At 72.7% G+C, this 13,416-nt stretch carries 12 protein-coding genes; 1 reads left to right on the top strand and 11 read right to left on the bottom strand.

The genetic code is table 11. The annotated features are described in order from the left end of the window. Nucleotides 1-132: 132 nt before the first annotated feature. From ABZX11_RS38130 to ABZX11_RS38170, 9 genes are all read right to left on the bottom strand, one after another. Nucleotides 133-1,419: a pectate lyase gene (locus tag ABZX11_RS38130; protein ID WP_354922742.1), complete on the bottom strand. Its 1,287-nt coding sequence runs from the start codon at nt 1,417-1,419 to the stop codon at nt 133-135. 1 nt (nt 1,420) lies between these two features. After that, nucleotides 1,421-2,356: a PmoA family protein gene (locus tag ABZX11_RS38135; protein ID WP_176169832.1), complete on the bottom strand. Its 936-nt coding sequence runs from the start codon at nt 2,354-2,356 to the stop codon at nt 1,421-1,423. Beyond that, complete coding sequence (locus ABZX11_RS38140; RefSeq protein ID WP_354922745.1) at nt 2,353-3,573, bottom strand: Gfo/Idh/MocA family oxidoreductase; 1,221 nt, start codon at nt 3,571-3,573, stop codon at nt 2,353-2,355. Before ABZX11_RS38140 ends, ABZX11_RS38135 begins: the two co-directional genes overlap by 4 nt. Further along, nucleotides 3,573-4,706 carry a Gfo/Idh/MocA family oxidoreductase gene (locus ABZX11_RS38145; RefSeq protein WP_354922748.1) on the bottom strand — a complete coding sequence of 378 codons (1,134 nt, stop codon included), beginning with the start codon at nt 4,704-4,706 and terminating at the stop codon, nt 3,573-3,575. Before ABZX11_RS38145 ends, ABZX11_RS38140 begins: the two co-directional genes overlap by 1 nt. Then, entirely contained in the window at nt 4,703-5,260 is a 558-nt protein-coding gene (locus ABZX11_RS38150; RefSeq protein ID WP_354922751.1) for a DUF624 domain-containing protein, read from the bottom strand. Before ABZX11_RS38150 ends, ABZX11_RS38145 begins: the two co-directional genes overlap by 4 nt. Before the next feature lie 4 nt (nt 5,261-5,264). Next, nucleotides 5,265-6,110, bottom strand: a complete 846-nt coding sequence (locus ABZX11_RS38155; RefSeq protein ID WP_354922754.1) for a carbohydrate ABC transporter permease — start codon at nt 6,108-6,110, stop codon at nt 5,265-5,267. Next, nucleotides 6,107-7,081, bottom strand: a complete 975-nt coding sequence (locus ABZX11_RS38160; RefSeq protein ID WP_176169837.1) for a sugar ABC transporter permease — start codon at nt 7,079-7,081, stop codon at nt 6,107-6,109. Before ABZX11_RS38160 ends, ABZX11_RS38155 begins: the two co-directional genes overlap by 4 nt. A gap of 3 nt (nt 7,082-7,084) precedes the next feature. Beyond that, complete coding sequence (locus tag ABZX11_RS38165) at nt 7,085-8,377, bottom strand: extracellular solute-binding protein (RefSeq protein ID WP_354922757.1); 1,293 nt, start codon at nt 8,375-8,377, stop codon at nt 7,085-7,087. A gap of 201 nt (nt 8,378-8,578) precedes the next feature. Continuing rightward, a complete protein-coding gene (locus ABZX11_RS38170; protein WP_354922760.1) occupies nt 8,579-9,751 on the bottom strand; it encodes a Gfo/Idh/MocA family oxidoreductase in 1,173 nt (390 codons plus the stop codon). 270 nt (nt 9,752-10,021) lie between these two features. Here ABZX11_RS38170 and ABZX11_RS38175 point away from each other — a divergent pair, with 270 nt between their 5' ends. Further along, a complete protein-coding gene (locus tag ABZX11_RS38175; protein WP_176169838.1) occupies nt 10,022-11,017 on the top strand; it encodes a LacI family DNA-binding transcriptional regulator in 996 nt (331 codons plus the stop codon). On the opposite strand, the gene ABZX11_RS38180 is transcribed toward ABZX11_RS38175, so the two are convergent. Together ABZX11_RS38180 and ABZX11_RS38185 are read right to left on the bottom strand one after the other, a co-directional pair. Then, nucleotides 11,014-12,252, bottom strand: a complete 1,239-nt coding sequence (locus ABZX11_RS38180) for an FAD-binding protein (protein ID WP_354922764.1) — start codon at nt 12,250-12,252, stop codon at nt 11,014-11,016. The genes ABZX11_RS38175 and ABZX11_RS38180 overlap by 4 nt on opposite strands. A gap of 38 nt (nt 12,253-12,290) precedes the next feature. Further along, complete coding sequence (locus ABZX11_RS38185; RefSeq protein ID WP_354922767.1) at nt 12,291-13,406, bottom strand: serine hydrolase domain-containing protein; 1,116 nt, start codon at nt 13,404-13,406, stop codon at nt 12,291-12,293. Nucleotides 13,407-13,416: the final 10 nt, after the last annotated feature.

Genomic DNA, 13,416 nt, shown 5'->3' on the forward strand with positions numbered 1-13,416 from the left:
CCCGAGTTTCGGGTTGCGGACGCGCCTGTGTCAACGTCGTTCGCCGCAGCGGCACGCATGTCGCCCGGATGGTCGCCGAGGAGGAAGCGTTTTCAGAAAACACGTGCCGAAAACCGCGGAACCGTCGGAGGTTCAGCGGCCGGGACCGGCACCGGCGAGCACCAGGGCCGGGACCGCCCAGGCGCGGTCGACGCGTTCGACGAGGGACGGCGTCCACCCGACGTCCGATCCGAGATCCGGGTCGTTGGCGGCGTTGTATTCGGCCAGCAGATCGACCGGGCGCGGCCACTGGCCACCCCGGGCCACCAGGGTGCCGCTCGCGTGCAGCACGGTGCCCTTCCAGTAGTGCACCAGCTGCCCCAGCGGCAGCCCGGCGGGGATCCGGAAGAAGTTGTTTTCCGCGTAGATCCGCGATTCCACACCCACGCCGAGCGAATACGTGTAGGCGGCCGCATCCTCGACCGAGTAGAGGTTGTCGTAGACGTGCACCTGGCCGTACCGCACGCGGGGCGCGCGCTGCCCGATCTCGGAGAACAGGTTGTGGTGCAGGGTGACCCGCAGCTTCCCGACGTCGTGGGCAGGCTTGTCGGTGTTGCCGATCAGCATGGTCTTGTCGTGGTCGTGCAGCCGGTTGTAGGACACCGTGACCAGGTCCGAGCCCTTGACGATGTCGAGCAGGCCGTCGTGGACCTCGTACTTGCGGCCGAAGTACGCCGGCTGCTCGTCGTTCCCGCCGTCGCCGAACTCGTTGTGGTCCACCCAGACGTGGGTCGCGCCGACCAGGTCGACGTTGTCGTACTCGGAGTTCCAGTTGCCGTCGGCGGTGTCGAGGGGGTCCCACTGGGGGAAGCAGTCGTGGGCGTCGGAGAAGCGCAGGTTGCGCAGGATGACGTTGTCCCCGGTGACGCGCAGGGTCAGCCCGTGCAGGGTGGCGTGCCCGCCCAGGCCGACGATCGTGGTGTTCGGGCCGACGTCGAGGACGACCTGCTTCGCCTGGTTGGCCTGCGACCGCTCGCGGGCTTCTTCCAGCGGCCCGGACGGCGGCACCCTCCCCCAGGTGGCCGGGTCGTAGGCGGCCAGGTACGCCGGGAGGCTGTACCCGGGATCGGCGAAACTTTCACAGCTCACGGGCCGGTCGGCCGCGTCCACATTGCCCTCGACGGTGCCGCGGACGTAGACGATCTTGGGTGCGCCGGGGTGTGCGGCCAGTGCGGCCGCGAGCTCGGAGCGCTTGGCCACCGTCCGGACGTCGGCGGGGGCGGCGGCCGACCCGCCGGTGGTGCCGGTGGTCGCCGCGGCCCAGCCGTCGTGGGCGCCGAGCACGACCCGCCCGGGGTCGCGGCCGTGGGCTTGGGCGGGTACCGCGGTCACCGTCAGTCCGAGCAGGGCGAGACACCCCGCGAAAGCCGTCCAGCGCATGTCAGCTCCTCTCCTCGGCCGCCCGGGCGGCCAGCTCGGACAGCCGGGCGGTGTCCGGGGCGCCGTCGATGACGACGACGTGGTGGGTCAGGGTCAGTTCCTCGTCCGGTTCGAGCAGCCACGGCCGGTGGTAGGTGGCGGCGAAGCTGACCACGGGGAACGGCTCGGCCCGCACGTACCAGGCCGTCGGGTGGGCCGCGTTGCCCGGGCTGTCGGCGAACAGCAGCGTCGAGGTCCGGAGGCTTTCGTCGTGCCGCCCGGTGAAGGCGAGCCACGGCGCCCGGTGCCCCATCGCGTCGGCCGCGGATTTCCCGTCCGGCGTGCGGACGGTGCCGCCGACGAACGAGCGCGGCCCGCGCCAGAACAGCCCGCCGTAGCCTGCGGTGTCCCGCCCTTCGGTGACCGGGCTCCCCCAGCGCAGTTCGTGGCCGCTGGTGTTGCGCAGCCGGCTGGACCAGGTGAGCGTCCAGTGCCCGCCGCGCCGCGAGACGTCGCCGAAGCCCAGCGTGCGGTGTTCGGTGAGCCAGCGCCGGCCGCCCGCGGTGCGCCAGGCCAGCTCGTGCCGCAGCTCGCACCGGCCACCCGCGTCGTCGATGCCTTCCCAGCGGACGTGGCCGATGGTGCCGTTGTTGTCGAGCGGGGTGTAGCCCCGGCCGCGGACGTAGGTGCGGCCGCCCCAGAAGTTCTCGCCGGAGAGGTGGGCCATGGTGAACTGCAGGCCGTTGTGCCAGGTGTGGTCGTGCGGCCGGACCGCCGTCACGACCTCCCCGGCGGTGGTGCGCAGCGGGTGCAGGTACGGCTTGGGCGAGTCCCCGGCGGGTGTCGGCGGCTCGACGACGTACTCGGCCAGCACGAGGTCGCCGAGGCGCACGCACACCCGGCCGTCGGGCTCCTCCGTCACCGCCGGCGTGCCGTCCCCCACCGCGGCGCGGCTCACGCCGGTTCCCCGATCTCCTCCAGCAGCTCCTCGACGGCCACGGCCTGGCCGGTTTCTAGGGACCGGTTCGCGGCCAGGCCGGTGAGCAGGGCCTGGAGACCGGCGTCGTGGCCGGCCGCGCAGCCGAGCGCGTCCGGTTCGGCGTCGCCGAGCAGTTCGGCGAGCATCCGCTCGTCGCCGCCGCCGTGGCCCTCGCCGAGGAGTCCGTCGAAGACGGTGCCCGGCGGTTCCCAGTGCCGCTGCACGGTCAGCCGGGCCCGCGCCCGCTTCGGCACCGGCTCGGCGCCGGAGGCGTACTCGTTCTCCCGGACGTCCAGCTCCAGCCGTCCTTCGCTGCCGGAGAAGGCGACGCGGTAGCCCTCCCGCGGTGAATAGGCGTGCAGGTGGTAGTTCAGCACCGCCCCGCCGTGGTGGCGCACGAGCACCGAGAGGTCGTCTTCGATGGTGACCCCGGGTGCGAACACGTCCTGGTTCCGGACGTAACCGTCTTCGCGTGCGGCGTCGCGGTAGAGCGCGCGCAGCTTGGGTGCGGCGTCGAGGTCCAGCGCGAACCGGTCGCTCCGGTGGCCGGTTTTGTCACCGTAGAAGAACAGCCTGCCCAATGCGAACACCGTTTCGGGGCCGCGGCCGAGCCACCAGTTGACCAGGTCGAAGTGGTGGCCGGACTTGTGCACGAGCAGGCCCCCGGAGTTCGCCTTCTCGCGGTGCCAGCGGCGGAAGTAGTCGGCGCCGTGCGCGGTGTCGAGCAGCCAGCTGAACTCGACCGAGCCGATCTCCCCGATCGCTCCGCCGTCGAGCAGCTCCCGGACCCGGCGGTGGACCGGGTTGTACCGGTAGTTGAACGCCACCCGCACCGAGCGGCCGGTCTCGCGCCGGGCCGCCAGGATCGCCCGGGCGCCCTCGACGTCGGTGGTCATCGGCTTCTCCGTGACGACATCGCAGCCGGCCTCGAGCGCGGCGACGACGTACCCGGCGTGCGTGTGGTCGGGCGTGCACACCACGACGACGTCGATGCGTTCCTTCGCCAGCATGGCGGTGAAGTCCTCCGGCCGGTAGGCGGGGATCTCCGTGCCGAGCCAGCCGTTGTGGACCCGCATGCGGGTCTCGTTGCGGTCGCAGAACGCCGCGAGTTCCGCCCGCGGCGACGCGGCCAGTGCCCGGGCGAACAGCTCGGCGCGCGAGCCCAGCCCGACGATCGCGTGGCGACGCACCGCCATCACCTCTTTCGTTCCGGGAGAGCCGCGCCGGTCCAGGGCAGGGCGAGTTCGGAGAAGAGCGCGAGCCGCTCGGCCGCGGTCTCGACGTCCCGGTCGATGCCGGGCACGACGAAGTGCCGGTCGGGCCCGGTGCCCACGGTCTCGACCCACGCGGCGGGCAGCGGGAGCGGCTCGGGGGCGTCTCGCACGGCCGCCACCAGGGCGGTGAACGCGCGGGTGGCGGCCAGTGGGGCCAGCAGTGGCTCGCCCGCGCGGACGTGCGCGACCAGGTTGGCCAGCAGGTCCCGCGGCGGGGCGACCTGGCGCTGTTCGCCGTCGATGGTGAGCAGGTCCGTCTTGTAGTGCCAGCGGATCTGCCCTTCCGTGCCGTGGACCAGCACGTACGGGTCGTGGTCGGCTTCGGCGTCGAGGGTGGCCGCGACGACGACGTCCGGCGCGCCCGGGAAGCTCAGCCGCGCGCAGGCGGTCTCGTCCGACTCGATGTCCCGGGCGCGGTACAGCTCGACGGCGATCCGTTCGGGCAGCACTTCGGCGGTGCCGTTGACCAGCAACGCCGTCGCCACGGCGTGGGCGAACGGGTTGGTCAGCGTGCCGTCCACGACCGGCTGCCCGCCGACGCGGCGACGGCCCGCCCAGTCGGCGCGCGCGAAGTACCGGTCCCGCCGGATCCACGCCCCGGCGGCGGCGATCCCGGTGACCGTGCCGATCGCCCCGCCCTCGATCGCGGCCCGCACGACCGGGACCGCGGCGGAGCCGAAGCTCTGGAACCCGGTCTGGCAGGCGCGGCCGTAGGCCAGACCGGTGAGTTCGGCGAAGGCGGCGAGGTCGAGCACCGGCGGCTTCTCGACGAGCAGGTGACAGCCGGCGGCGAGCGCGAGCCTCGCCAGGGGCAGGTGGGTGTGCGGCGGGGTCGCCACCACGGCGATGTCCGGGGTGGTGCGGGCGAGCAGTTCGCCCGCGTCCCTGGCGATCACCGCACCTTCGGGCAGCAGGGCACGGGCTTCAGCGGAGGGTTCGCGGACGTCGCAGGCGCCGGCGAGGCGGAGTTCCCCGCGGTCGTGCCGGGCGCGGGCGCGGCGCAGGTGCTGGGCCGCGTAACCGGCCGTGCCGAACACGACCACCTCCGGCGTCACCGGCGGCCGCCGGTCGCGACGGCGGCCAGGGCGAGGGGCCCGGCCACCACGAGCGCCAGGATCGGCAGCATCCAGACGAGCAGCACCGCGAGGCCGGCCGCGACGGCGAGCAGCAGGCCGTTCTCGGGGTCCGCGGCGGTTTCCCGGGCCGCGGTCACGACCGCCCGGCGCCAGTCCGGGCCGCCCGTGGCCATCACCTCACACGTCCGCACCGCCACCACCGCACCGGCCACCGCCAGTACCCACAACGCCGGCCGCAGCACCCCCGCCCCCGGCATCGCGGCCACCACCGCCAGGTCCACCGCGAACGCCACCACCGCGGCCAGGCACCCGAGCCCGAAGCCCACCCCGCCGCGGGCCGCCGAGCGGAAGTCCGCCCAGAACGTCGTCCACAGTGGACTTCCGACGCCGTGCCGGGTCCGGTCCAGGACCCGGCAGCCCGCCACGAACGCCGGGGCGGCCGTCACCACCGGCACCGACGCCAGCGCGACCAGCAGCCCGGCCAGCAGGCAGTCCGAGAAGTCGCCGAGCCCGGCGCGCCACCCGGTTCGCATCACGTCACCCCTTCAGGCCGCTGGTGCTGACGCCTTCGACCAGCAGGCGCTGGAAGGCGAGGAAGAACAGCACGATCGGGACGAGCGCGAGCGCGGACATCGCGAACATCGCGCCGAAGTTCGACTCGCTGCTGGTGTCGACGAACAGCCGCAGGCCCAGCGGCACGGTGAACTTCTCCGTGTCGTTCAGGTACACCATCTGGGTGAAGAAGTCGTTCCACGTCCAGATGAACGTGAAGATCGACGTCGTCACCAGTGCCGGTTTCGCCAGCGGCAGCACCACGTGCCAGAACGTGCGGTACACCGAGCAGCCGTCGATGGTCGCCGCTTCGTCGAGCTCGCGCGGGATGCCGCGCATGAACTGGACGATCAGGAACACGAAGAACGCCTCCGTGGCCAGCAGCTTCGGCAGGATCAGCGGGACGAACGTGTCGACCAGCCCGGCCTGCTGGAAGATCACGTACTGCGGGATGAGCGTGACGTGGTAGGGCAGCATCAGCGTCGTGAGTATGAACGCGAACAGCGCGCCCCGGAACCGGAACTCCAGCCGCGCGAAGGCGAACGCGGCCAGCGAGCACGACAGCACGTTCGCCACCACCGACAGGCCGGCCACCAGGAACGAGTTGAGGAAGAAGCGGCCGAACCCGACGTCCGCCGCGCCTTCCCAGCCCTTCGCGTAGCCGTCGAAGACGAACCGGGTGGGCAGCAGCGCCAGCCGGGACAGGATTTCGTCCGGCGGTTTGACCGACGCGAACGCCAGCCACACCAGCGGGTACAGCACCACGGCGACGATGACCAGGCACAGCACGTGCCGGCCGGCCGACCGGGCGGTGCGCGGGAGCGCGGTCACTTCCGTGCCTCCGCGTCGTCGTAGAACACCCAGAGCTTCGCCGTCCGGAACACGATGGCCGTGACGATCGCGATGACCACCAGCAGCACCCAGGCCATCGCGGACGCGTAGCCCATCCGGAAGTCCTGGAAGCCGACCTCGAACAGGTAGAGCGTGTAGAACAGGTCCGCGTCGGCCGGACCGCCGCGGCCGCCGCCGATGACGAACGCCGGGGTGAACGCCTGGAAGGCGTGGATCGCCTCCATCACCAGGTTGAAGAAGATCACCGGCGACAGCACGGGCAGCGTGATGTGCCGGAACCGGCGGAACGCGCCCGCGCCGTCGATCGCGGCCGCCTCGTGCAGCTCCGCCGGGATCTGCTTGAGCCCGGCCAGGAAGATGACCATCGGCGCGCCGAACTGCCAGACGCCCAGCAGGACGATCGAGGCCAGGCTGAACCGCGGGTCGTCGACCCAGCTCGGGGTGTGCCAGCCGAGGAAGGCCAGTACCTCGTTCACCGGGCCGCCGCCCATGAACAGCGCCCGCCACACCAGCGCCGCCGCGACGCTCGCGCCGAGCAGCGAAGGGGCGTAGAACGCCGCGCGGTAGAAACCGGTCCCGCCGCGGCGGGTGTTGAGCAGCATGGCCACCAGCAGCGAGACCGTCAGCTTCAGCGGCACCGAGACCAGCACGTAGATGAGCGTCACCTCGACCGACTGCAGGTAGCGGTCGTCGCCGGTGAACATGTGCGCGAAGTTGCCGAAGCCGACCCACTTCGGGGTGGTGAACAGGTCGTAGTCGGTGAACGAGAGGTAGAGCGAGACCACCATCGGGCCGACGGTCAGCGCCACCGCGCCGAGCAGCCACGGGGCCAGGAAGGCGAAGGCCTCCGGCTGGCTCTTGCGGCGGCGCCCGCCCGGCCGCTCCCGGCGCCGGACGCGCGCGGGCGCCACGGGGGCGACCGGCGGGTCCGGCGTGCGCAGGGTCGTCATCGGCTAGGACAGTCCCTTCTCGGCTTCGGTCATGAACCGGCTGACCGCGTCGTCGATGCTCATCCGGCCGAACGCGACCTCTTCGTACGTGCGCTGGAGGAGCTTCTGGATCGCGCCGGCGCCCTTGGGCGGCACCGGCGGCGCGGCCCCGAGCTTCGGTTCGAGTGCGGCCTCGTAGTCGTAGAGGGTCTTGTCGTTGCCCTTGGCCTCGCCGGCGAGCTGCGCGCGGACCTTCAGGTTCGGCGCGAGGCCGCGGTCGGTGCCGACGATCCTGCCGGCCTCGGGGTCGTTGATCAGGAAGTCGACGAGCTTCGCCGCCGCTTCCTGCTGCCCGCTGCGCGCGGCCACCGCCAGGAACATCGACGGCCGCCGGTACTGCCCGGTGCCGCCGTTCGCACCGGTGGGGTACGGCGCCACGTTCAGCGGCTTGCCGTTCGCCTTCCGGTAGGCGGGCAGCAGGTTGTCGTAGGCGAACTCCGAGCTGGTCAGCTTCTTGCCGAGCGGCGACTGCTCGGGCGAGGTGTTGTAGGACGCCGTGACGTCGGCGGGCGAGGCGGCCTTGATCTCGCGGAACTCGCTCGCCAGTTCCCAGTAGCGGCGCAGGTCGTCGGCGGTGAAGCCGAGCTTGCCGTCGGGGGTGTAGAACTGCTTGCCCTGCTGGCGCAGCCAGATCTCCAGCGTCGTGTCGAGGATGCCGAAGTCGGTCACGCCGCGCGCCGGGCCCGCCGTGCCGGCCTTCCGGGCCGCTTCGGCGTACTGGTCCCAGGTCAGGCCCTTCGCCGGGTCGGCACCGGCCGCCGTGAACGCCGCCGGGTCGTAGATCATCGCCGGGGTGTTCTGGGCCCACGGCACCGCGTACCGCTTGCCCTGGTAGACGCCGGTGGCCGCCAGCTCCGGGTTGACGTCGGCGAGCGAGATCGCCCTGCCTGCCCCGGAGTTCAGGTCGGCCAGGACGTTGCGGCCGCCGTATTCGGCCAGGTAGCGGCTGTCGACGTTGAGCACGTCCGGCGGCTTGCCCCCGGCCGTCTGCGTCGCCAGCTTCTCCCAGTAGGCCGCGTACGCCGAGAACGACGTCTGCACCTCGATGTCGGGGTTCTTCTGCTGGAAGAGCTCGACGGCCTTCTGCGTCAGGTTCGCCCGCCCTTCGCTGCCCCACCACACAAAGGTGATGGTCGCGGCACCGCCGCCCCCGGAACCCGAGCCGCAGGCGGCCACCCCGGTCAGCAGCAGCGGGACCACCACGGCCAGCGCGGCGGCACCCCGGCCCCTGGTCCTGCGCACAGTTGTCCGCCCCATCGAACTCTCCGTCCTCGGCCGGTCGGGACTCTTCGGTGAAAACGCAGCCTGAAAACACCGTCAGCGCGGGTCACGGTAGGCAGCGCGGCGCAGCGGTGTCAACGACGTGATCGGGAGAACAACCCTTGTGCAGCAATGTTTTCAGTGTTTTCAGACCACGGGAGAAAGCGCTTACCCGTGCCGTGGGCCCGACCGGGGAGGTCAGCCCGTCCGCCGCCGTGCGGCCCGCGCCCACGGGACACCGATTTCCGAGAACAGCGCGAGCCGGTCCGCGGCGACGGCCACTTCTTCGCCGATCCCCCGCACGACCGAATACCGGCTCGCCCCTTCGCCGACGCTGCGGATCCAGCCCGCGGGGATCTTCGACGGCGAGGGCGCGTCCCGCACCGCTTCGACCACCGAGGCGAACGCCCGGGTGCCGGACAGCGGCGCGAGCAGCGGCACGGCGTCCGGGTCGAGGCGGTGGGCGATCAGGTTGCGCAGCAGGTCGGCCGGGGGGCCGGGGTGGCACCGCTCGTCGTCGAGTTCGAGGCGGTGGCTCTTGTACCAGAACTTCGCCCGCGCCTTTTCGCCGTGCACCACGACGTAGGGCTCGTGGTCCTGTTCCGCGCACAGGGAAGCGGCGACGACGATCTCCGGTCCGGCGCCGAACCGGATCCGCAGGCACGCGGTGTCGTCGGCTTCGATGTCCCGCGTGCCGTAGAGCTCGAGCGCGATCTCCGCCGGAGCGCGCCCGGCGACCCCGCCGACCAGCAGCGCGGTGGCCACGGCGTGGGAGAACGGGTTGGTCAGCGCGCCGTCGACGACGGCCTCGCCGTCGAGCCAGCGGCGGCCGGCCCAGGGGTTGCGGCGGTAGTAGGCGTCGGTGCGGATCCACGCGCCGGCCGCGCCCACGCCGACGACGGCGCCGAGCCTGCCGTCGTCGATCGCCGCGCGCAGGACCGGGAGCACCGGGGAGCCGAAACTCTGGAACCCGGTCTGGCAGGCCGCTCCGGTCTCCGCGGCCAGCCGCGTCAGCGTGGTGAAGCCGGCGAGGTCGAGCACCGGCGGGGTCTCCAGCAGCAGGTCGCTGCCCGCCCGCAGCACCGCGGCCGCGGTCCGGACGTGCGCGTGCGGTGGGGTCGCGACCACGGTGATGTCCGGGCGGCAGCGGCGGAGCAGGTCCTCGACGCCGGTGTGCGCGGTACCGCCGGGCGGCAGCAGGGCGCCCGCGGCGGCCGACGGCGGGCGGATGTCGGCCATGCCGGCGAACCGGACCAGTCCTTCGTCGTGCAGGATCCGCGCACGGTGCAGGTAGCTGAAGGCGTAGCCGGACGTGCCGACGACCGCCAGCCTCGGCGGGTCCGCGACGGTGCGGCTCCGGCTCCCCGACATGGATCTCCGATCGGCGGCCCCGAGGGCCGCGCGGGACCGACGGAACGGGTCAGGCGTTCGGGAGAAACTTCCGGGCGTCACGGTAGGGCGTTCGCGACAAACGTGTCAATCACCGGGACACCGCGTCGAAACAGTCGAACACCGGCGGCGCGGTTTTCGAGATAGCGCTTACTGGAATGGAAGAGCCCGGCTTGCGGGGTTTGCGGGATTTGTTGACAACGGTCTCCGCCCTTTTCATGATGTTGCCCGGGAGCCTGCCGAGGAGTTGCCGTGGCCGTGACGATTCACGACGTCGCCCGCCGGGCCGACGTGTCGATCTCGACCGTCTCGCGCGCGTTCACGTCCCCGGGCCTGGTGCGGCAGCAGACCCGCACCCGGGTGCTGGCCGCCGCGCACGAGCTGGGCTACCACGCGGCCGGCGCCCCGCAGCCGGGAACCGCGGCCCGCACCGGGCACATCGGGATCGTCGTCTCCGACCTGGGCAACCCGTTCTTCACCGGCGTGCTCAACGGTGTCCAGGCGCGCGCCCGGCAGGACGGCATCGCGGTGCTGTTCGCCAACAGCGACGAGGACCCGGCGACCGAGCAGAACCTCGTCCGCCGGATGGCCGGGCAGGTCGACGGGGTCGTGCTGTGCAGCCCCAGCATGACCGACGACCAGCTGCGCACGCTCGCCGCGCGGACGACCCTGGTGCTGGTCAACCGCGAGGTCCCGGGGATCCCGTCGATCGTGCTCGACGCCGCGGACGGGATGCGGCAGGCGATCGAGCACCTGGCCGCGCTGGGCCACCGCCGCTGCGCCTACCTGGGCGGCCCGCGGGCGTCCTGGGCGAACCGGGCCCGCCGGCAGGGCCTGGCGGAGACCGCGCAGGCGCACGGCACCGACGTCGTCGAGTTCGGCCCGTTCCCGCCGGTGTTCGAGGGCGGCCTGCAGGGCGCGGACCTGGCGCTGGCGGCGGACGTGACCGCGATCATCGCCTACAACGACCTCGTCGCCTTCGGCGCGCTGGCCCGGCTGAACGCCCGCGGCGTACCGGTGCCGGACGAAGTCAGCCTCGTCGGCTTCGACGACCTGGTCTTCGCGGCGATCTCGGCCCCACCGCTGACGACGATCGCGATGCCGACGGAGGCGGCAGGCCGCGCGGCGGTGACGATCCTGCTCGGCCTGCTCGACGGCGAGGCCGACAAGCACACGACCCGGGTGCTGGACACCCACCTGATCGTCCGCGCCACGACCGCCCCACCGACGGGCCGGCCGCCACGCTAGCCGCCGAAGACGTTCCGCTCCAGGAAGGGGTTGCGGAACTTGCCCGCCGGGTCGAGGTTCTCCGCCAGCGCCCGGAACTCCGCCAGCCGCGGGTACCCCACCGGGACGCCGTGGAAAAGCTTGCCCCAGTGCGGGCGCGCCCCGAAGGGCGCCAGGCGCTCCTCGAGCACCGGCAACACCGCCTCGACCTCCGGCTGCCGCGGCTGCCAGGTGAAGTGCAGGGCCACCCGGTCGCCGCCGTGGCAGGGGGACAGCCAGCGGTCGTCGGCCGCGATCGCGCGGATCTCCGAGACCAGCAGCAGCGGTGCCACCAGGTCGGCGAGCTCGCGGACCGCCCGGATCGCGGCCACCGCGTGCTCGTAGGGCACGAAGTACTCCGACTGCAGCTCGTCGCCGACGCTCGGGGTGAACGCCAGCGCGAAGTGCGGGAGCCGCTCGTGCCACGGCCCCGGAACCCCCTGCTGGGGCGTGCAGTTGTCCGCCGGGATGCCGGCGGCGTGCGCCGGGTGGCGCGGGCCGTCCGCCGGGACCGCGCCGAACAGGTCCCGGCGCTCGGTGAACTCGTCGACGCGGCTCTTGACCCACACCTGGTCGACCGCGTCGTTCGCCCAGTTCGTGAACATGCTGACGCTGTAGCCCGCGTCTTCGATTTCGTCGAAGTGCGCGTACGCGGCTTCCCACGGCAGATCGTCGAAAACGTCCGGGCGGACGTCGAACGCGGGAACCGCGTCGAGGGTCAGCCGGGTGACGACGCCGACCGCGCCGAGGCCGACGACCAGGCCGGGGAACTCGGCGTCGGCGCGGGTGAAGCGGCGCAGCGAGCCGTCGGCGGCGACCAGCTCGATCCCCGAGACGGCCGCGGCGAGCCCCGGCTGCCGCCGCCCGGAGCCGTGGGTGCCGGTCGCGACGCTGCCGGCCACCGTGATGTGCGGCAGCGACGCGAGGTTCGGCAGCGCGAAGCCCGCGTCGTGCAGCTGCTGCGCGAAGTCGCCGTAGCGGGCCGACCCGCCGACCGTCACGGTGCCGTCGCCGATCTCCACCGGGACGTCGAGGGCGTGCAGGTCCAGCAGCAGCCCGCCCGGGGAGTCCGCGATCGTGTTGAAGCAGTGCCGGCTGCCGAGGGCTTTGACGCGCGTCGCGCCGGCGACGGCTTCCTGGACCTCGGCGACGGTCCGCGGGGTCGTCACCGCGTCCGCGCCGTAAGTGAGGTTCCCGGCCCAGTTCGACTCGCCCACCCGCACGTCCTTCCACCGTAGGAGATCCACTGCAGACCCTACGCGGCCGCCGCCCGCCAGAAGTCCCGCATCCAGCCGGGCGTCACGGGGGAGTCCTCGCCGACCTGGGTGAGCAGGACGGCCACGGTGCCGGTGGCGGGCACGACGTGCGCGGTGGTGCCGGTGCCGCCGACCCACCCGTACCGGCCGGGGACGTGCCACGGCTCGGTGACGGCGATGTCCACCGAGCCGCCCATCCCCCAGCCCTGGCCTTCGAGGAACAGCGCGCCGATCTCGCGCTGCGCCGCGGTCGTCTGGTCGGTGGTCATCAGCCGGACGGCCTGCGGCGTGAGCACACCGGCGCCGCCGGCCAGCAGCATGCGGCCGAACGCGGCCCAGTCCCCCGCCGTCCCGGCGAGACCGCCGTTGCCGAGCGGCAACGCGGGCATCGCGGCCCACTGGCCGTCCGGCGGGTCGGCGAGCACCAGCCCGTCCGGAGTCTTCTTGTAGAAGGCGGTGAATCGGCCGGGCTCGGCGACGAACCCGGTGTCGGTCATGCCCAGCGGGGCGAAGATCCGCTCGGCGAGGAACTCCGGGAAAGACTGTCCGGACGCGCGTGCGACGAGCAGTCCCTGGAGGGTCGAACAGGTGTCGTAGAGCCAGGATTCGCCGGGCTGGTAGGTCAGCGGTACTTCCGCGAGCTGTGCGAGCCAGACGTCCGGTTCGGGGAAGCTCTGCACTTCCCGGCCGTCGCGCTGCACCCCGGCCAGCGCCTGCACGGCCGGCAGCGAGAAGTCCGACGCGAAGCCCCAGCCGGCCTGGCTGGTGAGCACGTCGGACACCGTGATCGGGCGCTTCGCCGGGACGACGTCGTCGAGCGCGCTCACCGGGGTGCGCACCACCTTCGGCTCGGCCAGCTCGGGCAGCCAGTGGCCGATCGGGTCGTCGAGGGCGAGGGTGCCGTCGTCCACCAGCACGAGGGCCGCGGCCGCGGTGATCGGCTTGGTGATGGACGCGAAGCGGAACAGCGTGTCCTCGGCCATCGGGCGGCTGCCCTCGACGTCGACCGAGCCGACGGCCACGACCTCCCGCGTGCCGCCCCGGTCCACGATCGCCACCGCGCCGGGCAGCGTGCCGTCCTCGACGTGGCGGTGCAGGGTCTCGCGCAGGTCCATGCTCCCCGAC

It is taken from the genome of Amycolatopsis sp. NPDC004169 (genome assembly GCF_040610315.1).
Lineage (GTDB): Bacteria > Actinomycetota > Actinomycetes > Mycobacteriales > Pseudonocardiaceae > Amycolatopsis.

Excerpts from the sequence above, each read along its gene's own strand:
- ABZX11_RS38130 (WP_354922742.1), bottom strand. The coding sequence starts at position 1,419 with ATGCGCTGGACGGCTTTCGCGGGGTGTCTCGCCCTGCTCGGACTGACG.
- ABZX11_RS38140 (WP_354922745.1), bottom strand. The coding sequence starts at position 3,573 with ATGGCGGTGCGTCGCCACGCGATCGTCGGGCTGGGCTCGCGCGCCGAG.
- ABZX11_RS38150 (WP_354922751.1), bottom strand. The coding sequence starts at position 5,260 with ATGCGAACCGGGTGGCGCGCCGGGCTCGGCGACTTCTCGGACTGCCTG.
- ABZX11_RS38160 (WP_176169837.1), bottom strand. The coding sequence starts at position 7,081 with ATGACGACCCTGCGCACGCCGGACCCGCCGGTCGCCCCCGTGGCGCCC.
- ABZX11_RS38165 (WP_354922757.1), bottom strand. The coding sequence starts at position 8,377 with ATGGGGCGGACAACTGTGCGCAGGACCAGGGGCCGGGGTGCCGCCGCG.
- ABZX11_RS38170 (WP_354922760.1), bottom strand. The coding sequence starts at position 9,751 with ATGTCGGGGAGCCGGAGCCGCACCGTCGCGGACCCGCCGAGGCTGGCG.
- ABZX11_RS38185 (WP_354922767.1), bottom strand. The coding sequence starts at position 13,406 with ATGGACCTGCGCGAGACCCTGCACCGCCACGTCGAGGACGGCACGCTG.